General features: G+C 66.7%; 16 protein-coding genes. 10 read left to right on the top strand and 6 right to left on the bottom strand.

Going from position 1 to position 20,880, the window contains the following annotated elements; translation table 11 throughout:
- Positions 1-2 precede the first annotated feature (2 nt).
- Complete coding sequence (locus ACOABP_RS11975) at positions 3-1,394, bottom strand: GntP family permease (RefSeq protein ID WP_474225207.1); 1,392 nt, start codon at positions 1,392-1,394, stop codon at positions 3-5.
- 273 nt (positions 1,395-1,667) lie between these two features.
- Here ACOABP_RS11975 and ACOABP_RS11980 point away from each other — a divergent pair, with 273 nt between their 5' ends.
- Together ACOABP_RS11980 and ACOABP_RS11985 are read left to right on the top strand one after the other, a co-directional pair.
- Positions 1,668-3,179: a sigma-54 interaction domain-containing protein gene (locus ACOABP_RS11980; protein WP_474225209.1), complete on the top strand. Its 1,512-nt coding sequence runs from the start codon at positions 1,668-1,670 to the stop codon at positions 3,177-3,179.
- A 71-nt stretch (positions 3,180-3,250) separates the two neighbouring features.
- Positions 3,251-5,152, top strand: a complete 1,902-nt coding sequence (locus ACOABP_RS11985; RefSeq protein WP_474225211.1) for a sigma-54-dependent Fis family transcriptional regulator — start codon at positions 3,251-3,253, stop codon at positions 5,150-5,152.
- Positions 5,153-5,176: 24 nt separating this feature from the next.
- Here ACOABP_RS11985 and adh read toward each other — a convergent pair whose 3' ends face one another.
- Positions 5,177-6,697, bottom strand: a complete 1,521-nt coding sequence (adh, locus tag ACOABP_RS11990) for an aldehyde dehydrogenase (RefSeq protein ID WP_474225212.1) — start codon at positions 6,695-6,697, stop codon at positions 5,177-5,179.
- A 260-nt stretch (positions 6,698-6,957) separates the two neighbouring features.
- On the opposite strand from adh, the gene ACOABP_RS11995 reads away from it, so the two are divergent.
- From ACOABP_RS11995 to ACOABP_RS12005, 3 genes are all read left to right on the top strand, one after another.
- Entirely contained in the window at positions 6,958-8,013 is a 1,056-nt protein-coding gene (locus ACOABP_RS11995) for a transporter (RefSeq protein WP_474225213.1), read from the top strand.
- A 99-nt stretch (positions 8,014-8,112) separates the two neighbouring features.
- Complete coding sequence (ppk2, locus tag ACOABP_RS12000; RefSeq protein WP_066739364.1) at positions 8,113-9,063, top strand: polyphosphate kinase 2; 951 nt, start codon at positions 8,113-8,115, stop codon at positions 9,061-9,063.
- 193 nt (positions 9,064-9,256) lie between these two features.
- Complete coding sequence (locus ACOABP_RS12005) at positions 9,257-10,972, top strand: M30 family zinc metallopeptidase (protein ID WP_474225214.1); 1,716 nt, start codon at positions 9,257-9,259, stop codon at positions 10,970-10,972.
- A gap of 86 nt (positions 10,973-11,058) precedes the next feature.
- On the opposite strand, the gene ACOABP_RS12010 is transcribed toward ACOABP_RS12005, so the two are convergent.
- Complete coding sequence (locus ACOABP_RS12010; protein ID WP_474225216.1) at positions 11,059-12,150, bottom strand: substrate-binding domain-containing protein; 1,092 nt, start codon at positions 12,148-12,150, stop codon at positions 11,059-11,061.
- A 136-nt stretch (positions 12,151-12,286) separates the two neighbouring features.
- Between ACOABP_RS12010 and ACOABP_RS12015 the strand changes: the two genes are divergently transcribed.
- The 5 genes from ACOABP_RS12015 to ACOABP_RS12035 all read left to right on the top strand — a co-directional run bounded on the left by ACOABP_RS12015 (position 12,287) and on the right by ACOABP_RS12035 (position 18,417).
- Complete coding sequence (locus tag ACOABP_RS12015; RefSeq protein WP_066739361.1) at positions 12,287-12,805, top strand: formate dehydrogenase subunit gamma; 519 nt, start codon at positions 12,287-12,289, stop codon at positions 12,803-12,805.
- Positions 12,802-14,358, top strand: coding sequence for a formate dehydrogenase beta subunit (locus ACOABP_RS12020; protein ID WP_474225218.1), 1,557 nt, complete (start codon positions 12,802-12,804; stop codon positions 14,356-14,358). The genes ACOABP_RS12015 and ACOABP_RS12020 overlap by 4 nt, the downstream gene beginning before the upstream one ends.
- A gap of 125 nt (positions 14,359-14,483) precedes the next feature.
- Positions 14,484-17,303, top strand: a complete 2,820-nt coding sequence (fdhF, locus tag ACOABP_RS12025; protein ID WP_474227824.1) for a formate dehydrogenase subunit alpha — start codon at positions 14,484-14,486, stop codon at positions 17,301-17,303.
- A gap of 13 nt (positions 17,304-17,316) precedes the next feature.
- A complete protein-coding gene (fdhD, locus tag ACOABP_RS12030) occupies positions 17,317-18,165 on the top strand; it encodes a formate dehydrogenase accessory sulfurtransferase FdhD (protein WP_474225220.1) in 849 nt (282 codons plus the stop codon).
- 9 nt (positions 18,166-18,174) lie between these two features.
- On the top strand, positions 18,175-18,417 hold the full coding sequence (locus tag ACOABP_RS12035; protein ID WP_474225222.1) for a formate dehydrogenase subunit delta: 243 nt from the start codon (positions 18,175-18,177) through the stop codon (positions 18,415-18,417).
- 30 nt (positions 18,418-18,447) lie between these two features.
- On the opposite strand, the gene ACOABP_RS12040 is transcribed toward ACOABP_RS12035, so the two are convergent.
- The 3 genes from ACOABP_RS12040 to ACOABP_RS12050 form a co-directional block, all read right to left on the bottom strand.
- Positions 18,448-18,918: an MgtC/SapB family protein gene (locus tag ACOABP_RS12040; protein ID WP_474225224.1), complete on the bottom strand. Its 471-nt coding sequence runs from the start codon at positions 18,916-18,918 to the stop codon at positions 18,448-18,450.
- An 87-nt stretch (positions 18,919-19,005) separates the two neighbouring features.
- Positions 19,006-19,701, bottom strand: a complete 696-nt coding sequence (locus ACOABP_RS12045) for a transglycosylase domain-containing protein (protein ID WP_474225226.1) — start codon at positions 19,699-19,701, stop codon at positions 19,006-19,008.
- Positions 19,702-19,786: 85 nt separating this feature from the next.
- Entirely contained in the window at positions 19,787-20,836 is a 1,050-nt protein-coding gene (locus ACOABP_RS12050; RefSeq protein ID WP_474225228.1) for an Ldh family oxidoreductase, read from the bottom strand.
- Positions 20,837-20,880: the final 44 nt, after the last annotated feature.

A 20,880-nucleotide genomic window follows, 5' to 3' on the forward strand; every position in this document is an offset into this window, starting at 1 on the left:
GGTCAGACCAGACCGGTGGTGTAGAACACGAAGATCACGAAGAACACGGCCAGCGTCTTGATCATCGTGATGGCGAAGATGTCGCGATACGACTCGCGGTGCGTCAGGCCGGTCACGGCCAGCAACGTGATCACGGCGCCGTTGTGCGGCAGCGTGTCCATGCCGCCACTGGCCATCGAGACCACCCGGTGCAGCACTTCCAGCGGAATCTGTGCGGCCTGCGCGCCCTGGATGAACACGTCGGACATGGCGGCCAGCGCGATGCTCATGCCGCCCGATGCGGAGCCGGTAATGCCGGCCAGCGTGCTGACGGACACGGCGGCGTTGACCAGCGGATTCGGAATGCTGCGCAGCGCATCGCTCACCACCAGGAAGCCCGGCAGCGCCGCGATCACGCCGCCAAAGCCATATTCCGAAGCGGTGTTCATCGACGCCAGCAGCGCACCCGACACGGCGCTCTTGGTGCCTTCGGCAAAGCGCGACTTCACGGCGCCGAACGCGGTGACCAGCACGATGACGATGCCCAGCAGCAGCGCGCCTTCCACGGCCCAGATGGCCGTCACGCTGGCAATCTTGGTTTCCACCGGCTTGGGCAGGCCCGGCAGCGACACGCTGTTGGCCTGGCCGTACCAGAGCGGAATCATGCGCGTCAGCCAGAAGTTGGACACGCCCACCACCACCAGCGGCAGGATTGCCAGCAGCGGCGGCGGCAGCTTGCCGCCTTCCACGCGCTGCGGTTCGTTCAGCAGGTTCGTGCCATAGCCCTCGCCACGCGCCTGGGCCGCGCGGCGGCGCCATTCCAGGTACGACAGGCCCACGATGATGATGAACAGCGAGCCCGCCACGCCCAGCGCCGGAGCCGCCCACGACGTGGTCTTGAAGAACGTGGTGGGGATGATGTTCTGGATCTGCGGCGTGCCCGGCAGCGAGTCCATCGTGAACGAGAACGCGCCCAGTGCGATGGCGCCCGGCATCAGGCGCTTGGGGATATTGCTCTGGCGGTAGAGTTCGGCGGCAAACGGGTAGACCGCGAACACCACCACGAACAGCGACACGCCGCCGTACGTCAGCAACGCGCAGACCGCCACGATCACGGCATTGGCGCGCGAGCGGCCGATGTAGCGGATGGCCGCGGCCACGATGGACTCGGAGAAGCCCGACAGTTCGATGACCTTGCCGAACACGGCGCCGAGCATGAACACCGGGAAGTAAAGCTTTACAAAGCCGACCATCTTCTCCATGAAGATGCCGGAAAACACCGGTGCCACCGCCGACGGGTCGGTCAGCAGTACCGCGCCCAGCGCGGCCAGCGGCGCGAACAGGATCACGCTGTAGCCGCGATAGGCGGCGAACATGAGGAAGGCCAGTGCGGCGAGCACTATGACAAAAGACATGGGGTCTCCATTGCTTGTTCTTGAATGCGGTCGAGCCGTGGCAGGTTGCCCCGGTGCCGTGTAATGCGATGGTCCCTCGCGCAGATGACAAGGGACCGCTTCATTAGCAGGCTCCGTGCCACATTCAAAAGTTAAGAATAAGGCGCAAATAGTGTAGCCTGCGGGGCATTGTCTCCTCATTGAGACAAGACAAGCGATGTGCGCGGCGTTGAAGTCTTCGTTATGAGACACTTCGCGTCTACAAATCGAGACAACATCCCCGGACCCGCAGCCATGCACAAGATCGCCGACCCAGGTGGCGCCCTGCTGTTCGACTACGACTATGTGGCGCGACGCGGCATGGAGTCGCTGTTCCGCACTTTTGAAAACTTCAGCGAAGGCACCTTCGTGGTGGACGAGCACGCGCGCGTGGTCTGGATCAACAAGCGCTACGCGGCACGCTTCGGGTTCACCAACCCGCAGGACGCGATCGGGCTCGATTGCGAGCAGGTGATCCCGAACAGCCTGATGCGCGAGGTGGTCACCACAGGCAAGCCAATCCTGCTGGACCTGCTGGAAACCGACCGCGAGCCGATGATCGTCACGCGCCTGCCGATCAAGGACGACAACGGCCGCACCATCGGCGGGGTGGGGTTCGCGCTGTTCGATGAACTCAAGGCGCTGACGCCGATCTTTGCCCATTACTCGCGGGCCCAGGCCGAATTGGCGGCGGCGCGCCGTTCGCTGGACCACGCGCGCCGGGCCAAGTACACGTTTGCCAGTTTCGTCGGCGCCAGCCCGGCGGCCCAGGAGGTCAAGCGCCAGGCCCGGCGCGCCGCGCTGGTGGAGTCGCCGGTGCTGCTGCTGGGCGAAACCGGCACCGGCAAGGAACTGCTGGCGCACGGCATCCATGCGGGGTCGGCACGTGCCGAAAGGCCGCTGGTTACCGTCAACGTGGCGGCCATCCCCGATACGCTGCTGGAAGTGGAGTTCTTCGGTGCCGCGCCGGGTGCCTATACGGGCGTGGATCGCAAGGGGCGGGTCGGCAAGTTCGAACTGGCCGATGGCGGCACGCTGTTCCTGGACGAAATCGGCGATATGCCGCTGGCGCTGCAAAGCAAGCTGCTGCGCGCGCTGCAGGATCGCGAATTCGAACCGCTGGGGTCGAACCGCATCGTGCGCAGCGATGTGCGGATCATTGCGGCCACCTCTGCCGACCTGCCTGCGCTGGTGGCTCAAGGCCGCTTCCGCGCCGATCTCTATTACCGGCTCAATGTGCTGTCGATCGACCTGCCGCCGCTGCGCGAACGCCGGGCCGACCTGCTGCCGCTGGTCTACGCCATCGTCGAAGAACTGAGCATCAAGGCCGAACGCCACCCGATGGGCCTGCGCGACGATGCGCTGCAACTGCTGGGCGACTATGACTGGCCAGGCAATGTGCGCGAACTGCGCAATGTGCTGGAGCGCGTGGTCATGCTGTGCGACGAGGATTCGGTGGACGCGGCCACGCTGGCGCCTCTGCTCGGCGCGCGTCGCGCCAGCCCTGCGCCGGTGGTCGAGCCGGTGACGTCTCCGGGCGAGCCATCTGCTCCCGCCGCCGAGCCCCGGCCTGCGGCCGCCGCGCCCCTGCCGGTGCCGGAGGCGCCCGCGCAGACCTATGCGGCTGCCATGGCCCAGTTCGAGGCCGCGTTTCTGGCGCAGGCGCTGGATGCATGTGGCGGACGCGTCGCAGAGGCTGCCGCGCGCATCGGCATCAGCCGGGCCGCGTTCTACAAGAAGTTGGCGGCCACGCGCGGCGGGCTGTGATAAGGTCGCCGGCAGAGATGCTCCGCCCCGGGTGTTGACGGTGGCGAGAGCGCCAGCCAGGAGACCCGCCGATGCGCAATGCCCTGACATTCCAGGATGCCCTTCAGGCCGATGTGCTTGCCGCCGGACACGATGACGTGGCCGACCGCAGCGAACTGCTGCGCCGCGCGCACGGACGCTCTGCCGGATTCGGGCTCGATGCCGCGCAAGTTCCCGACTATCACCCGCTGAGCCGCCGCGCGCTGGGCGAACGCGTCGACGGCAATCGCGCGTTGTACCGCCTGGCGCTGCCCGTGATGGAAGGCCTGTACCGGCAGGTGGCGGGCACCGATAGCCTGGTGCTGCTCAGCGACAGCGCCGGGGTGATCCTGCACAGCGTGGGCGACGGTGATGGCAGCGGCTTTGCCGCGCGGGCGCGCGACGTGGCGCTGGCGCCCGGCGTGTCGTGGTCCGAGGCCAGCAAGGGCACCAATGCCATCGGCACCGCCCTGGCGGAAGGGCGCTCCGCGATCATCCATGGCGACGAGCACTTCCTGCACGCCAACCGCCAGCTCACCTGTTCCTGCACCCCGATTGCCAGCCCGATGGGCGACTGGCTGGGCGCGCTCGATGTCAGCGGCGATCCGCGCGGCTTTCATCCGCACACGATGGCGCTGGTGCGCATGTCCGCGCAGACCATCGAGAACCAGCTGTTCGCGGCCCAGTTTCCCGACGCGCTCGTGGTGCGTTTCCACGGCCGCCCCGAACTGGTCGGCACGCTGTTCGAGGGCATGGCCGCGTTTGGCGCCGATGGCACGTTCCTGGCGGCCAATCGCAGCGGGTGGTTCCAGCTTGGCATGAGCGCCGATGTGCTGGCCGGCGCCACCTTCACGGAACTGTTCGCACTGCCGATGCCGCCGTCCGGCACTGCCGATACGCTGCTGCGCGACCTGGCGCTGCCCAGTGGCGTGCGGATCTACGCGCGGTTGTCGCATCGCGCGGAAGTGGCAGCCCCGGTGAATGTGCCGCAGCCGGTGGTGCAGCCGTCGGCCGCGCTGGCCCGCCTGGACACCGGCGATGCCCGCATGGCCGCCGTACTGCAGCGCGTGGCGCGCCTGCGTGGGCGCGATATCCCGTTGCTGATCCTGGGGCGTACCGGCTCCGGCAAGGAATGGCTGGCGCGCGCCGTGCATGCCGACTCGCCACGGGCCAGCGGTCCGTTCGTGGCCGTCAACTGTGCGGCCATTCCGGAGACCCTGATCGAAGCCGAGCTGTTCGGCTATGAAGAGGGCGCGTTCACGGGCGCCCGGCGGCGTGGCCACGCCGGCAGGATTGCGCAGGCGCACGGTGGCACGCTGTTCCTCGACGAGATTGGCGACATGCCGCTGGCGCAGCAGGTCAGGCTGGTGCGCGTGCTGCAGGAACGCGCGGTTACCGCGCTGGGGGGCTCGCACAGCACGCCGGTCGACATCCGCATCGTCTGCGCCACGCACCGCGACCTGCGCGCGCAGATGGCCGATGGCACGTTCCGCGAGGATCTCTATTACCGCATCCATGGGCTGGCGGTGACCTTGCCACCGCTGGCCGGGCGCAGCGATTTCGACGCGCTGGTGTCGCGCATTCTGGAAGACGAATGCGAACACGGGCCGCAGGCGATCTCGGCGCAGGCCATGGCGATACTGCGCCGGCACGCATGGCCCGGTAACCTGCGCGAGCTGGCCAGCGTGTTGCGTACCGCCGCGTTGATGGCCGAAGGCGAGGCGCGGATCGATGTCGAGCACCTGCCGGACGAATTTGCCGCGCCGGCACCTGTGCAGGCCGTGCCAACCATGCAAGGCATGGGGGAAGCAGATGCCCCTGCCGGCTGCATGCGCGACTGGGAAGCCGCACGCATTCGCGAAGCGCTGGCGCGCCACGGCGGTAACGTCAGTGCCGCGGCGCGCGAGCTTGGCGTGTCGCGCAATACGATCTACCGGCGGCAGCGCCAGTCCTAGCGCGCTGCTGCCAGGGCGGCTGCGTCAGAAGAATCCGAGCGGATTCGGGTTGTAGCTGACCAGCAGGTTCTTGGTCTGCTGGTAGTGGTCCAGCATCATGCGATGGTTCTCGCGGCCCACGCCAGACTGCTTGTAGCCGCCGAACGCGGCATGGGCCGGATAGGCGTGGTAGCAGTTGATCCACACGCGGCCCGCCTCGATGCCCCGGCCCATGCGGAACGTGCGCGCGCCGTCGCGCGTCCACACCCCGGCACCCAGCCCGTAGAGCGTATCGTTGGCAATTGCCAGCGCCTCTTCCTCGTCCTTGAAGGTGGTGACCGAGACCACCGGGCCGAAGATTTCCTCCTGGAAGATGCGCATCTTGTTGTGGCCCTCGAAGATCGTAGGCTTGACGTAGTAGCCGCCCGCCAGGTCGCCGCCCAGCGCGTTGCGTTCGCCGCCGGTCAGCACGCGGGCGCCTTCCTGCTTGCCGATGTCGATATACGACAGGATCTTCTGCAACTGTTCCTCGGACGCCTGTGCGCCGATCATCGTCGACTTGTCCAGCGGGTGCCCCTGGCGGATCGCTTCCACGCGCTTGACCGCGCGCTCCATGAACGCCTTGTAGATCGATTCCTGGATCAGCACGCGCGACGGGCAGGTGCAGACTTCACCCTGGTTCAGCGCAAACATCGCAAAGCCTTCGAGCGCCTTGTCGAAATAGGCGTCGTCGGCAGCCATCACATCCTCGAAGAAGATGTTCGGCGACTTGCCGCCCAGTTCCAGCGTCACCGGGATCAGGTTCTGCGACGCGTACTGCATGATCAACCGGCCCGTAGTGGTTTCGCCAGTAAAGGCCACCTTGGCGATGCGCGGGCTTGACGCCAGCGGCTTGCCCGCCTCCACGCCAAAGCCGTTGACGACGTTGATCACGCCCGGGGGCAGCAGGTCGTGCAGCAGTTCCATCAGCACCAGGATCGAAGCCGGGGTCTGTTCGGCCGGCTTGAGCACCACGCAGTTGCCGGCGGCCAGCGCCGGGGCCAGCTTCCATACGGCCATCAGCAGCGGGAAGTTCCACGGAATGATCTGGCCCACCACGCCGAGCGGCTCGTGGAAGTGATAGGCAATGGTGTCGTGGTCGATTTCCGAGATGGTGCCTTCCTGGGCGCGGATGCAGCCCGCGAAGTAGCGGAAGTGGTCGACGGCCAGCGGCAGGTCGGCAGCAGAGGTCTCGCGCACGGGCTTGCCGTTGTCGATGGTCTCGGCCACGGCCAGCAGCGTAAGGTTGGCCTCGATGCGGTCGGCGATGCGGTTCAGCAGGTTGGCGCGCTCGGCGGTTGACGTGCGGCCCCACGCCGCGCGGGCGCGGTGGGCGGCGTCGAGTGCTGCTTCCACGTCCTTTTCGTTCGAACGCGGCACGCGCGTGAACGGCTTGCCGGTGAGCGGCGTGACGGCCTCGAAGTACTGACCGTCGGCCGGCGGCACCCAGGCACCGCCGATGTAGTTGTCGTACTGCTCCTTGAACGGGTAGGGCACGCCCAGCTGGGCAATTTCAGCCATGTTCATGTCTCGCTCCACTTGTCGATCGGATGCTTGTTGGATTCGTTGGTCGTGCCATCGGCACGCGGGGACAGACTGCAAGCGCCGTGCCGGGGCCCGGCGCGACGCAGCCATGCGGGATGGCGGGCCATGCCGGCCAGTGCCGGGTGGGGCGAGGTGTTCCAGAATGGGACAGGTGTTGCGGGCGGGTACAACCGGTGCGGCCGCCGCACCGATCTTCATGGCGGCGTGATAACGTCACGCGAGGCAACGTGAATGGAGTTTGCATGCAATCGGGCATTGTCGAAGCCGGCTATGGTTCCGACCCGGTCGGTCTGGTCAGCGGTTTCCTGTTCGAACCGGGGCGGCCGGGGCGCGAGATCGATTCCGGCGCCGCCGCCAGCTGGCTTCGCGAGCATCCGGCAGCGGGGCCGGACGACGCGGTGGGGCAGACCGAGCGCCCGTTTGTCTGGCTGCACTTCAATCTGTCGCACAGCGCCTGCGAGCGCTGGATGCGCGGTCAGCTGGGCTTGCCCGACGATTTCTTCGAGGCGCTGCGGCAGGGTTCCCATTCGACACGCATCGAGCGCCAGGACGCCGCGCTGCTGGCCGTGGTCAACGACGTGATCTACAACTTCGGCGTCGCCTCGACCGATATTTCCACGCTGTGGGCGCATGCCGACCACCGGCTGGTGGTGACCGCGCGTGCCCGCCCGCTGCGGTCGGTGGATCGCCTGCGGGCCGCGGTGCGGCGCGGCGAGATGTTCCGGTCGCCGCTGAACCTGGTGGTTCACCTGCTGCAGGACCAGGCCGACGTGCTGGTACAGATCGTGCGCGAAACCGGTGTCAGCGTGGACCAGATCGAGGATCAGCTGCTGTCGCAGCGGCTGCAGTCGAACCGGGCCGACCTGGGCGCCATGCGGCGGGGCCTGGTGCGCCTGCAGCGCCTGCTGGCCCCCGAGCCAGGCGCGCTGTTCCGGCTGCTGAACCGGCCGCCCGCATGGCTGCTGGAAACCGATTTGCAGGAATTGCGCGAATCGACCGAAGAATTCTCGCTGGTGCTCAACGACCTGGCCGCGCTGGTGGAACGCATCAAGCTGCTGCAGGAAGAGATTGCCGCCAAGCTCAACGAACAGACCAACCGCACGCTGTTCACCCTGACGCTGGTCACGGTGCTGGCGCTGCCGATCAATATCGTGGCCGGCTTCTTCGGCATGAACGTGGGCGGGATACCGCTGGCCGAGCATCCGCACGGTTTCTGGGTGCTGGTGGTGCTGGTAGCCAGCTTCACGGTGCTGGCCGGGCGCTGGGCATTCCGCAAGCAGGAAAACGGCATGATGTGATGCATGATGCCTCTATGACAATTCATGGAATTGTCATAAGGCGGGCGTACGATAGTGCACCAAGGCGCACGCCGGTCGGCGGCGCAATGGAGGAAAGCCATGGACTACAACGACGAAGCCCTGATCCGGCGCATTCACCGCGAGGTGGCGGACTACTACGACGAAGAGCTCGAACTGGAGCTGGAAGACCGCGATCCGCTGCTGGTGCAGCGGGTGCTGGCCGGCGAAGCGGGCGGCCCCGGCGACAACAGCAACCTGAACGGCGACGAAGCCGAGCGCGCCGAGCGTCATCTGTATTTCCGCGAACTGTTCCGCCTGCAGGGCGAACTGGTGAAGCTGCAGAGCTGGGTGGTGGCGACGGGCCACAAGGTGGTGATCCTGTTCGAGGGGCGCGACGCGGCCGGCAAGGGCGGTGTCATCAAGCGCATCACGCAACGGCTGAATCCGCGCGTCTGCCGCGTGGCCGCGCTGCCCGCGCCGAACGACCGCGAGCGCACCCAGTGGTATTTCCAGCGCTATGTGTCGCATCTGCCTGCCGCCGGCGAAATGGTGCTGTTCGACCGCAGCTGGTACAACCGCGCCGGCGTGGAACATGTGATGGGGTTCTGCACCGACGAGCAGTACGAGGAATTCTTCCGCTCCGTGCCGGAGTTCGAGCGGATGCTGGTGCGCTCGGGCATCCAGGTGATCAAGTACTGGTTCTCGATCACCGACGAAGAGCAGCACATGCGCTTCCTGAGCCGTATTCACGACCCGCTCAAGCAGTGGAAGCTGAGCCCGATGGACCTGGAGTCGCGCCGCCGCTGGGAAGACTACACGCGCGCCAAGGAGATCATGCTGGAGCGCACGCATATCACCGAGGCGCCCTGGTGGGTGGTGCAGGCCGTGGACAAGAAGCGCGCCCGGCTGAACTGCATCCACCACCTGCTCCAACAGATGCCGTATGTCGAGCCGCAGCAGACGTCCATCGTGCTGCCGGAGCGCGAACGGCATGCCGACTATGTCCGCCAGCCCGTGCCGGACAACATGGTCATTCCGGAAATCTACTAAGGAAAGGCGCCGGCGCACGCGGCTGGCTTGCGTGCGTATCACCACAGATTGAAACAGCCGTTGGCGCGAACCATCGCCAAAAAGCGATGTAACGGCGCTAAATCTGGTGCTTTCCGCGTCGTTATTGGGTGACCACTCCGATCGGGCGCGTTGCGCGCCCGGCCCCGGAGACCGCTTATCTTCGGAGTCACCCATGCGTCGCATGACCTCGCGTGCCGGCACGCGGCATCGTTTTCCCACCGGTCTGACCGGTCTTGCGGCCTTGGCCGCGCCCTTGACCGCCTTGTCCCTGGCCGCCTGCGGCGGCGGGGGCGGTGATGGCGGCGACAGCGCCGCATCGGCGCAGGCCGCCACGACGACCACCGCCACGCAGCCCCTTCAGATCGATGGCCTGACGCAGTCGTGCAGCGCCTGTGGCGCCTCTACCGGCAGCAGCTACGCGGGCACCGATGCCGGGATCTGGGGCTACCAGAACCCCAACGCCGCGGCGGTCGACGTGCAGTACGCGATCTCGGGCGTGGCCGGCAAGTCGATCTGGCTGCAGCTGTCCAATCAGGGCGATGCCGCTGTGGCGATGCCGAGCGGGCTGTCGTCGCAGATCGCGGCGGAAATGATCGCGCCGCAGGCGTTGAGCCAGGCCTCCACCGACGAAACCACGCAGCGCGCCATCGGCGAATACAACCGCAAGGGCTGGGTCGATGCCACGCGCACATCGGGCGACCCGATGCTCAGCACGCTGGGCGTGCCCGCGCCGCTGGCCGTGTCGATCGGCACGGCGGGCCTGGCCGAAACCGCCACCCGCAACTGGTATCACACGGACGGCACCCAGCGTCCGGCCACGCTGCGCAAGCAGATGACCGCCAGCGACGGCACCGTGGTCAACGTCTGGGTGGAGACCGCCGAAGCCACGAATGTGCCGGATGCGACAGTTACCGAGCTGATCACGGCCTTTGCCGGCAGTGGCATGGTCTACGATCGGCTGCTCAACGTGGGCGGCCCGGTCTGGGGCGCCAATTCGTTCGGCACATCGATGCTGCCGGCTGGGGTGCCGGTGGATATCGTCGTCCTCAACTTCAATCGCGACGGCAAGCCCTACGGCACCGTGGGCTATTTCTGGGGCCTGCACAACTTCCTGAAGTCCAAGGAAGCGAACAGCAACGAATCGATTTCGCTGTACCTGGACAGCGAAACCCTGTCGTTGGGCGGCGCTGACGGACTGCGGTCGGTAAAGACCACGATGGCGCACGAAGGCACGCACATGCAGAACTTCTATCGCCGCCAGGTGCGCATGGGGGCCGAATACGCCTACGACACGTGGCTCGAGGAAATGACCGCGATGCAGATGGAAGACTTCCTGAGCGGCGCCATCGTCTCGAACTACAACCCGATCCGCGATGTCCGCCTGCCGGACTACTACCGCTACAGCGACTACAACTGCAACCTGACCGCGTTCACGGGCTTCGGCGTGTCGTGCGAGAGCTACGCGGTGTCCGGCAGCTTCGGCGGCTTCCTGAACCGCCAGCTCGGCGTCGGCTTCTTGCGCGACCTGCTGACCCGCCAGACGGTGGGTTCCAAGGCCGTGCTCAGCGCCGCGATCGAGGGCGCCGGCACGGGCCTGACTTTCGACAAGGCCCTGGTGAACTGGCGTGCCACCACGAACAGCAACATGCCTTTGGCCCGCACGCCGAACGGATTTGGCTACCCGCAGTGGACCGATGGCACGTACACGCTGCCGGCAATCGATCCGTCCGGCGCCACGTATACCACGCTGCGCAAGCTGCCGGCCACCGCGCCGTCGATGCTGCAGGCCTACGGCAGCTACATCGCACCGCGCGGCGCCAGCGACGGCGTGTACAGCGACAAGGTGCGCGTACCGCCCGGCGTGGCGCTGTCGGTGGTGGTGTATTGATCTGGGGCTGATCCGCTCCATGCAGAAGGGCCCCGCATGCGGGGCCCTTTTTTTGCTGGTGTCTGCCCGCGTCGAAACGCGACCGCCTACAAAACCACCCCCGGAAACGCCTCGGCGAACGTCTGCACCGTGCCGGTCTGTTCGCCGTCGTAGCCGGGCAGTGCGTTGACGCGTTCGCGGAAGCTGCCGCTCTTCATCGCGGATACCGCGCCTTGCAGCGCAGGGCTGTGCAGGGCTTCCGATTCCAGCGCGAAGAAGTAGCGTTCCTTGAGCACGGGCACGAATTCCAGGTTGAAGCGCCGGGCTGCCGTTTCGACGCCGAAACCCACGTCTGCCATGCCGCTGCCGATATAGGCGGCCACGGCCGCGTGCGTGAATTCGCCGTTGCTGAAGCCTTCGATGAGGTTGCTGTCGATGCCGCGCCGCGCCAGCATCAGGTCCAGCAGCAGGCGCGTGCCGGAGCCCAGCTGGCGATTGACGAAGCGCACGTCGGTGCGGGTCAGGTCTTCCAGCGAGTGGATGTTCAGTGGGTTGCCTGGCCGGACGAACAGCCCCTGCTGGCGCGTTGCCAGGTGGATCAGGCAATGCTTTTCGGGGTGCAGCCAGCGCGAGAAGCCGCGCAGCGTTTCTTCCTCGAACTCGCCAATGGGCACGTGGAAGCCGGCCACGTCACAAGCGCCTTCGGACAGCGCCGCAGCGGCCTCCAGGCTGCCGCAGTACTTGAGGTCGTGGCGCACCTTCTGCTCGTCCAGGAAGTCGCGCAGCGCGGCCACGGCAAAGCCGTGACTGGCGTGGATGCGAACGGCCGGATCGCTGGCCGCCATCAGCTTCTTGAGTTCGATCTCCAGTTCGGAAGCCAGGCTGTCGAGCGTGGGCGACAGCCGCGCGGCAATGCGCTTGCTAGCCCACACCAGCTGTTGCGCCAGCGGCGTCAGTGTGGACCCCCGGCCACGCGTCTTGGCGATGAGCGCGCCCCCGAAAAGTGTCTCGGCGTCGCGCAGGATGCCCCAGGCGTAGCGATATGACAACGCCATGGCCTCGGCCGACTGGGCGATGTTTCCGGTGGATTCGATCAGCCCCAGCAGGGCCACCAGGCGCGATACATCCAGTGCTGGCGCGGGTCCCGGGGTGGTGTCGTCGCGGATCTGAAGGTGCGGAAGGATCGAAATGCGTAGCATATGCGGAAAATAGCATATTGATCGGTGCAAAACACGGTCCTATAGTCGCACAAAGAGGCCGAAAAGCCCGTTGTGATGTTCCCGAATATGAATAAAAAAGCCGATTTCGGGACCGACAGAACAGAATGGAGACAGCATGCCAGACACCGCCATCCCCACGGCGCCAACCGGCAATGGCCGGGCGGATTCAGCCGATATCGCGCGCATCGTCGCGGCCAGACGTGACATGCCTGGCGCGTTGCTGCCGATCCTGCACGAGATCCAGGACACCCAGGGCTATATCCCGGCCGATGCCGTGCCGGTCATCGCCAAGGCCCTGAACCTGTCGCGTGCGGAAGTGCATGGCGTAATCACGTTTTACCACCATTTCCGGCAGCAGCCGGCCGGGCGCCATGTCGTGCAGGTGTGCCGGGCCGAAGCCTGCCAGTCGGTGGGTGCCGACGCGCTGGCCGAACACGCATGCCGCAAGCTCGGCTGCGATTTCCACGAGACCACGGCCGATGGCCAGTACACGCTGGAGCCGGTCTACTGCCTGGGGCAGTGTGCCACCGGCCCGTCGATGATGATTGGCGACCGCGTCCACGGACGCGTCGATGCCCGGCGCTTCGACAAGCTCGTCGATGCCGTACGTGAAGACGAGGAGGCCCGCGCATGACCACCACCATCTTCGTTCCGCGCGACTCCACCGCGCTGGCGCTCGGTGCCGACGAGGTGGCGCAGGCCATCGCCGCCGAAGCCGCACGGCGCGGCGCCGATGTGCGCATCGTGCGCAACGGCTCGCGCGGCATGTTCTGGCTGGAGCCGCTGGTCGAGGTTCAGACCGATGCGGGCCGCGTGGCCTATGGCCCGGTGACCGAAGACGACGTCGCCGCCTTGTTCGACGCCGGCTTCCTGAAGGGCAGCGAGCATGCGCTGGCGCACGGCCTGACCGACGAGATCCCGTTCCTGAAGCAGCAGGAGCGCCTGACGTTTGCCCGCGTGGGCATCACCGATCCGCTGTCGCTCGAGGACTACATCGCCCACGAAGGCTTTGCCGGCCTGACGCGTGCGCTGGCGATGGCGCCGGAGCAGATCGTGCAGGAAGTGCTCGACTCCGGCCTGCGTGGCCGGGGCGGCGCTGCGTTCCCCACCGGTATCAAGTGGAAGACGGTGCTGGCCGCGCAATCGCCGGTCAAGTACATCGTCTGCAACGCCGACGAAGGCGACTCGGGCACGTTCTCGGACCGCATGGTCATGGAAGACGACCCGTTCATGCTGATCGAGGGCATGACGATTGCCGGCCTGGCCGTGGGCGCGGAGTCCGGCTACATCTACACGCGCTCCGAATACCCGCATGCGATTGCCGCCACCGAGGCCGCCATCGCCATCGCCACGCAGGCAGGCTGGCTGGGCGACAACATCCGGGGCAGCGGCAAGCGCTTCACGCTGGAAGTGCGCAAGGGCGCGGGCGCCTACGTGTGCGGCGAGGAAACCGCGCTGCTGGAAAGCCTGGAAGGCAAGCGCGGCGTGGTGCGCGCCAAGCCGCCGCTGCCGGCGCTGAAGGGCCTGTTCGGCCAGCCTACCGTCATCAACAACGTGATCTCGCTGGCAACGGTGCCGGTGATCCTGGCGCGGGGCGCCAAGTTCTACCAGGACTTCGGCATGGGCCGCTCGCGCGGCACGCTGCCGTTCCAGCTGGCCGGCAATATCAGGCAGGGCGGCCTGGTGGAAAAGGCGTTCGGCGTGACGCTGCGCGAGCTGATGTTCGATTTCGGCGGCGGCACGCGCAGCGGCCGCACCATCCGCGCAGTGCAGGTGGGTGGGCCGCTCGGCGCCTACCTGCCCGAGTCGCGCTTCGATACGCCGCTTGACTACGAGGCCTATGCCGCGTTTGGCGCGGTGGTGGGCCACGGCGGCATCGTCGTGTTCGACGAGACGGTGGACATGGCGAAGATGGCCCGCTACGCGATGGAGTTCTGCGCCATCGAGTCGTGCGGCAAGTGCACGCCATGCCGGATCGGCTCGACGCGCGGCGTGGAGGTCATCGACCGCATCATCGCCGGCGACCAGCCCGTGAAGCATGTGGCGCTGGTGCGCGACCTCTGCGACACGATGCTCGCGGGTTCGCTGTGCGCGATGGGCGGCATGACGCCGTACCCGGTGCTGTCCGCGCTCAACGAATTCCCCGAGGACTTCGGGTTGTCGGCCAAGCCGGCCAAGGCTGCCTGAACGCGGCCAACTTTCATAATGACGCGCCTCTCAGGGGCGCGCATCCTCACAAGCAGTGCAGGAGACGTCCCTTGAACGCTCACGACGATTTCGACTACGGTACCCCGGCCATTGATTCGGACACGATGGTCACGCTGGAAATTGATGGGGTATCGGTGACCGTGCCGGCTGGCACCTCTGTCATGCGCGCCTCTGCCGAAGCCGGCATTGGCGTGCCCAAGCTCTGCGCCACGGATTCGCTGGAGCCGTTCGGCTCCTGCCGCCTGTGCCTGGTGGAGATCGAAGGCCGGCGCGGCTATCCGGCGTCCTGTACCACCCCCGTGGAACCGGGCATGAAGGTGCGCACGCAGAGCGGCAAGCTCGGCGAACTGCGCCGCGGCGTGATGGAGCTCTACATCTCCGATCACCCGCTTGACTGCCTGACCTGCCCGACCAACGGTAACTGCGAACTGCAGGACATGGCCGGCGTGGTGGGCCTGCGCGAAGTGCGCTACGCGGACGGCGCCGGCGGTGCCGCACCGATCGCCACGCACACGCACATGAAGAAGGACGAGTCGAATCCGTACTTCACGTACGACCCGTCCAAGTGCATCGTCTGCAACCGCTGCGTGCGCGCCTGCGAGGAAACCCAGGGCACGTTCGCGCTGACGATCAGCGGCCGCGGCTTTGAATCGCGCGTGTCGCCCGGCACCAGCCAGTCGTTCATGGAATCGGACTGCGTGTCGTGCGGCGCCTGCGTGCAGGCCTGCCCCACCGCCACGCTGACCGAGACCTCGGTGATCCAGCTGGGCCAGCCGTCGCACAACGTGGTGACCACTTGCGCGTACTGCGGCGTGGGCTGCTCGTTCAAGGCCGAGATGAAGGGCAACGAGGTGGTGCGCATGGTCCCGCACAAGGACGGCGCCGCCAACGAGGGCCACGCCTGCGTGAAGGGCCGCTTCGCCTGGGGCTACGCCACGCACAAGGACCGTATCCTGAAGCCGATGATCCGCGCGAAGATCACCGATCCGTGGCGCGAGGTGTCGTGGGAAGAGGCCATCGGCTACGCCGCGTCGCAGTTCAAGCGCATCCAGGCCGAGCACGGCACGGATTCGATCGGCGGCATCGTGTCGTCGCGCTGCACCAACGAGGAAGGCTACCTGGTGCAGAAGCTGGTGCGTGCGGCATTCGGCAACAACAACGTCGACACCTGCGCGCGGGTTTGCCATTCGCCGACCGGCTATGGCCTGAAGACCACGCTGGGCGAATCGGCGGGCACGCAGACGTTCCGCTCGGTGGCCAAGTCCGATGTGATCATGGTGATCGGCGCCAACCCCACCGACGGCCATCCGGTGTTCGGCTCGCGCATGAAGCGCCGCCTGCGCGCCGGCGCCAAGCTGATCGTCGTGGATCCGCGCCAGATTGACCTGGTGGACTCGCCGCACATCCGTGCCGACTATCACCTGCAACTGCGCCCTGGCACCAACGTGGCCCTGGTCACGTCGATGGCCCACGTGATCGTCACCGAAGGCCTGCTCGCCGACGAGTTCATCGCCGAGCGTTGCGAAGACCGTGCGTTCCAGCAATGGCGCGACTTCGTGGCGCTGCCGGAGAACTCGCCGGAGGCGCTCCAGGTCGCCACCGGCGTGCCGGCCGAAACGCTGCGCGGCGCCGCGCGGCTGTACGCCACCGGCGGCAATGCGGCCATCTACTACGGCCTGGGCGTGACGGAACACGCGCAGGGCTCCACGACCGTGATGGGCATCGCCAATCTGGCCATGGCTACCGGCAACGTCGGCCGCGAAGGCGTGGGCGTGAACCCGCTGCGTGGGCAGAACAACGTGCAGGGTTCGTGCGACATGGGATCGTTCCCGCACGAGCTGCCGGGCTATCGCCACGTGTCGGATTCCACCGTGCGCAGCCTCTTCGAGGCCGCGTGGGGCGTGGGCATCAACCCCGAGCCGGGCCTGCGCATCCCGAACATGTTTGACGCCGCTCTGACGGGCTCGTTCAAGGGCCTGTACTGCCAGGGCGAGGACATCGTCCAGTCGGACCCGAACACGCAGCACGTGGCCGAAGCGCTGTCGTCGATGGAGTGCATCGTCGTGCAGGACATCTTCCTGAACGAGACCGCCAAGTACGCGCATGTGTTCCTGCCGGGTTCGTCGTTCCTGGAGAAGGACGGCACGTTCACCAACGCCGAGCGCCGTATCTCGCGCGTACGCAAGGTGATGCCGGCGCAGGCGGGCTATTCGGACTGGGAAGTGACCCTGCTGCTGTCGAAGGCGCTGGGCTACCCGATGGAGTACAAGCATCCGTCCGAGATCATGGACGAGATCGCACGCCTGACGCCGACGTTCTCGGGCGTCAGCTACGAGAAGCTCGATGAACTGGGCAGCGTGCAGTGGCCGTGCAACGACGGGGCGCCGCAGGGCACGCCGACCATGCACGTCGATGGCTTCGTGCGCGGCAAGGGCAAGTTCATCATCACCAAGTACGTGCCGACCGACGAGAAGGTGACGCAGAAGTATCCGTTGCTGCTGACCACGGGCCGCATCCTGTCGCAGTACAACGTGGGCGCGCAGACGCGGCGCACGGCCAACGTGCACTGGCACGACGAAGACCGGCTGGAGATCCATCCGCACGATGCAGAGGATCGCGGCATCAAGGACGGCGACTGGGTGGGCGTGCAGAGCCGTGCGGGTGAAACCGTGCTGCGTGCCATCGTCAGCCAGCGCATGCAGCCGGGCGTGGTCTACACGACCTTCCACTTCCCGGAGTCGGGCGCCAACGTGATTACCACCGACAACTCCGACTGGGCCACGAACTGCCCCGAGTACAAGGTGACGGCGGTGCAGGTAATGCCGGTGGCGCAGCCTTCCACCTGGCAGCGCAACTACCAGGCGTTCAACGAAGAGCAGCTTGGGCACCTGCGCGCCGCCAGCGAGACCGCGCAGGCGGGCTGACCCGGGACCGGCGATGAAACGCGACGTGCCATCCCCGGACAGCGCGGCCGGTACCGACGAGGTACCGGCGCAGCGCACGTTCCCGGTCAGCCGCTGGCGCCACGGCGTGCTGACGGCCGAAGTCGACCATCTGGCCGAGGAAGTGCCGGTAGCGCTGGAGTACAACGGCATCTCTCACGCGGTGATGCTGGCTACGCCGGCCGATCTGGAAGACTTTGCGCTGGGATTCAGCCTCAGCGAAGGCATCGTCGATGCTGCCAGCGATATCTACGGCGTCGACGTGGAGGCAAGTGCCCAGGGCATCACGGTCAAGGTGGAAATTGCCACCGGCGCCTTCGTTGAACTCAAGGGCCGGCGACGGGCCATGGCCGGACGTACCGGTTGCGGCCTCTGCGGCACCGAGTCGCTTGACGAGGTCATGCGCATGCCGGAGCCTGTGTGCAGCCAGGCGGCGTTCGATCCGCGCGTGTTCGAGCATGCGTTCGCGGTGCTGCACAGGCGCCAGGCCCTGCTGCGCGATACCGGCGCCACGCACGCCGCGGCGTGGATGCGGGCCGATGGCGAAATCGCGCTGGTGCGCGAGGACGTGGGCCGCCACAACGCGCTGGACAAGCTGGCCGGCGCGCTGGCCCGTGGCGGCCAGGAAGACATTGCGCGTGGCGCGGTCATCGTGACCAGCCGCGCGAGCTACGAGATGGTGCAGAAGACTGCGGCCATTGGCGCCGGCGTGCTGGCGGCGGTGTCCGGGCCGACGGCCATGGCCGTGCGCCTGGCCGACACGGCGGGCATCACGCTGGCCGGCTTTGTGCGGGGCGGCACCATGGTGGTCTACAGCCATCCTCAACGACTACATATTGGATAAGGGTCCGGCATGCATATCGAGAACCTGATCAAGATGGCTAACCAGATCGGCGGCTTTTTCGAGGCCATGCCCGATCGTGAAGAGGCGCTGGCCGATATCGCCTCGCATATCAAGAAGTTCTGGGAGCCGCGCATGAAGCGGGCGTTCCTGGCGCATGTCGAGGCCGGCGGCGAAGGGATCCACCCGATCGTCCTGGAAGCGGTGGCGCATCACCCCGAAATGCTCGAAGTGGTGCTGCGGGAGGCGGCCTGAGCCAGGGGCTCGCCGCCTGCGCGCCTTCTGCTACGTCTTCAGCCGGTAGAGCAACTGCAGGATCGTCAGCCCGAACAGGGTGGCGATCACTGCCGTTGCTTCGCGGCCCAGCCCGCACGCGACGCCGATGGCCGCCACGGTCCAGATGCTGGCCGCCGTGGTCAGGCCGCGCACATCCTCCTCGCTGTTCAGCTTGATGATGGCGCCGGCCCCCAGGAAGCCGATGCCGGACATCAGGCCCTGCAGCACCCGGCTCATGTCCGGCAGCGGCACGCCCGCCTGAAGCGGCACCAGCACGAACAGCGCCGACCCCATGGCTACCAGCATGTGCGTGCGCAGGCCGGCCGGCTTGCCAGCCGCTTCGCGCTCGTAGCCGATCAGCCCACCCAGCAGCACGGCCAGCGTCAGGCGCAGCAGGATGCGTGTCAGTTCCTTGATGTCGGGCACGTCGGCAAATTCCGCGCGCAACGTGCCGTAGATATCGCCCCAGAGTCCTTCCATGGCAGTCTCCACCCAGGCTTGTTTGGCTGGGGGCAGGCTAGCATGCGGGGGCAGGGTGGCGCCGTCGGGCGCCCGCTGACAAGGCGGTCAGCGCAGCCGCAGCGGCTCCAGCAGCGCAGCGTCGTACTGGGCACGCGTGATGCGGCCCAGTTCCATCATCCGCAGCAGGATATAGGCCTGCCGCTGACGCGCCCGGCGCGGATTGGCCACGGGGTTGTTGGCCGAAGGCGCCTTGGGCAGCCCGGCCAGCATCGCGCACTCGGCCAGCGACAGCTGCTCCACGGGCTTGCCGAAGTAGGTGTCGGCGGCTTCCGAGAAGCCATAGGCGCCTTGGCCCAGGTAGATCTTGTTCAGGTAAAGCTCCAGGATCTCGTCCTTGCCCAGCGCATTCTCGATGCGGTAGGCCAGCAGGATCTCGTAGAGCTTGCGCGTGTAGGTCTTCTTGCGCGACAGGAAGAAGTTGCGCGCCACCTGCATGGTGATGGTGGACGCACCCTGCGACAGTTCGTCCGACAGGTTGGCAATGCCGGCGCGCATCACGCCCACGTAGTCGACGCCATCGTGCAGGTAGAAGCGGTCGTCCTCGATGGCGACCACGGCCTCGGGCAGCGTGTGGGGGAAATCTCCCAGCCTGACGTAGCCCGGCGTCTGACGGAAGGCCATCAGCGCGTCAAGCGACGGCAACTGCCGGTTGGCCATCAACACGGCGAAGGCAATCAGCAGCGTGCCGCCCACCATGGCGAGCAGCACGAACTTGACGAAGACGGACCAGAGACGTTGCATGGCGCGTATTGTGCCATTGCCAGGCACCATGTCGATTTTTCTCCCCACTGCCCTTGGCGGTCGGGACGTCCGGCGGACAATAGGACTAGCCGGCCGGCACGTCTACCTTCAGGTCCCGGGCCAGCGCCTCCAGGTTGCGCCAGATGTTGGGATTGATGTCGAGCGTAGCGCCGGTGGCTGCCCGGCATGCCGCCTCGTACTCGCCCGGATACTGCACCTGGTCGTAGCCCGGCGCCGGCGGTGTGTCGTGCAGGTACTGGACAAACGCCTCCACCTCGCCGCGCTCCCAGTTCAGGCCGAGGTCGAACTCGGGGTTGAGCAGCACCGCGAACAGGTTGTTGGTCGCCACCCCGCCGCGCGGATTGTCGGGCTGGATCGTGCCACCGCCCGAGAGCACGCCGGCCAGCAGTTCGGCCACCACCCCCAGCGCGTAACCCTTGTGCTGGCCGAATGGCAGCAGCGACCCGGGCCGGTCGCCGAACATCACCGAGGCATCGGTGGTGGGATTGCCGTCGGCATCGATGATGCTGTGCTCGGGTGCCGGTTCGCCTTTCTCGGCCAGCACGCGCGCCTTGTTGATGGCGATGGCACTGGTGGCGATGTCGACCACCAGCGGCGGCCGGCCGTTCGGCATCGGGCCGGCAAAGCACAGCGGGTTGGTGGTCAGGCGCGGCACGCGTCCGCCGAACGGCGCCACCACGGGCGGGCGGTTGATCACGTTGGTGAAGCTGAGCAGCACCAGGCCGGCCGCCGCCACCATCTCGCCATAGTGGCCCATGCGGCCCAGATGGTGCGAACGGCGCAGCGTGACGATGCAATGGCCGTGCTGGCGCACGCGGTCGATAGCGCGCTGCATGACGGTCTTGCCTACGTGCTGACCAAAGCCGCCGTGGCCGTCGAAGACCATCAGCGTGTCGCGGTCAATCACGCATTCGGCGCGGCCCGCAGCATTGACGCTCTGGCCTTCGATGGCGCGGCGGTAGTTCGGCAGGATCGAGATACCGTGGCTCACGTAGCCGCAGCGGTCGGCTTCGACCAGGTGCTCGGCCACATCGTCTGCAATATCGGCAGGTACTTTCTGTGCGATCAGGATGTTGCGCGCGAAGGTGCGCGCGGACTCGGTAGTCAGTTTCATGACAGGGCGACTTGAGATTCGTTGGCGGGCTTGTGTCCCGGCTG

The organism is Cupriavidus sp. HE11 (assembly GCF_056097175.1).

What these genes read in the sequence shown, in the direction of transcription:
- adh (WP_474225212.1), bottom strand. Translation starts at nt 6,697, where the DNA reads ATGAACATGGCTGAAATTGCCCAGCTGGGCGTGCCCTACCCGTTCAAG.
- ACOABP_RS12045 (WP_474225226.1), bottom strand. Translation starts at nt 19,701, where the DNA reads ATGCAACGTCTCTGGTCCGTCTTCGTCAAGTTCGTGCTGCTCGCCATG.
- ACOABP_RS12020 (WP_474225218.1), top strand. Translation starts at nt 12,802, where the DNA reads ATGACCACCACCATCTTCGTTCCGCGCGACTCCACCGCGCTGGCGCTC.
- fdhD (WP_474225220.1), top strand. Translation starts at nt 17,317, where the DNA reads ATGAAACGCGACGTGCCATCCCCGGACAGCGCGGCCGGTACCGACGAG.
- ACOABP_RS12005 (WP_474225214.1), top strand. Translation starts at nt 9,257, where the DNA reads ATGCGTCGCATGACCTCGCGTGCCGGCACGCGGCATCGTTTTCCCACC.
- ACOABP_RS12040 (WP_474225224.1), bottom strand. Translation starts at nt 18,918, where the DNA reads ATGGAAGGACTCTGGGGCGATATCTACGGCACGTTGCGCGCGGAATTT.
- ACOABP_RS12010 (WP_474225216.1), bottom strand. Translation starts at nt 12,150, where the DNA reads ATGCTACGCATTTCGATCCTTCCGCACCTTCAGATCCGCGACGACACC.
- ACOABP_RS12035 (WP_474225222.1), top strand. Translation starts at nt 18,175, where the DNA reads ATGCATATCGAGAACCTGATCAAGATGGCTAACCAGATCGGCGGCTTT.
- ACOABP_RS11980 (WP_474225209.1), top strand. Translation starts at nt 1,668, where the DNA reads ATGCACAAGATCGCCGACCCAGGTGGCGCCCTGCTGTTCGACTACGAC.
- ACOABP_RS12050 (WP_474225228.1), bottom strand. Translation starts at nt 20,836, where the DNA reads ATGAAACTGACTACCGAGTCCGCGCGCACCTTCGCGCGCAACATCCTG.
- fdhF (WP_474227824.1), top strand. Translation starts at nt 14,484, where the DNA reads ATGGTCACGCTGGAAATTGATGGGGTATCGGTGACCGTGCCGGCTGGC.
- ACOABP_RS11985 (WP_474225211.1), top strand. Translation starts at nt 3,251, where the DNA reads ATGCGCAATGCCCTGACATTCCAGGATGCCCTTCAGGCCGATGTGCTT.
- ppk2 (WP_066739364.1), top strand. Translation starts at nt 8,113, where the DNA reads ATGGACTACAACGACGAAGCCCTGATCCGGCGCATTCACCGCGAGGTG.
- ACOABP_RS12015 (WP_066739361.1), top strand. Translation starts at nt 12,287, where the DNA reads ATGCCAGACACCGCCATCCCCACGGCGCCAACCGGCAATGGCCGGGCG.
- ACOABP_RS11975 (WP_474225207.1), bottom strand. Translation starts at nt 1,394, where the DNA reads ATGTCTTTTGTCATAGTGCTCGCCGCACTGGCCTTCCTCATGTTCGCC.
- ACOABP_RS11995 (WP_474225213.1), top strand. Translation starts at nt 6,958, where the DNA reads ATGCAATCGGGCATTGTCGAAGCCGGCTATGGTTCCGACCCGGTCGGT.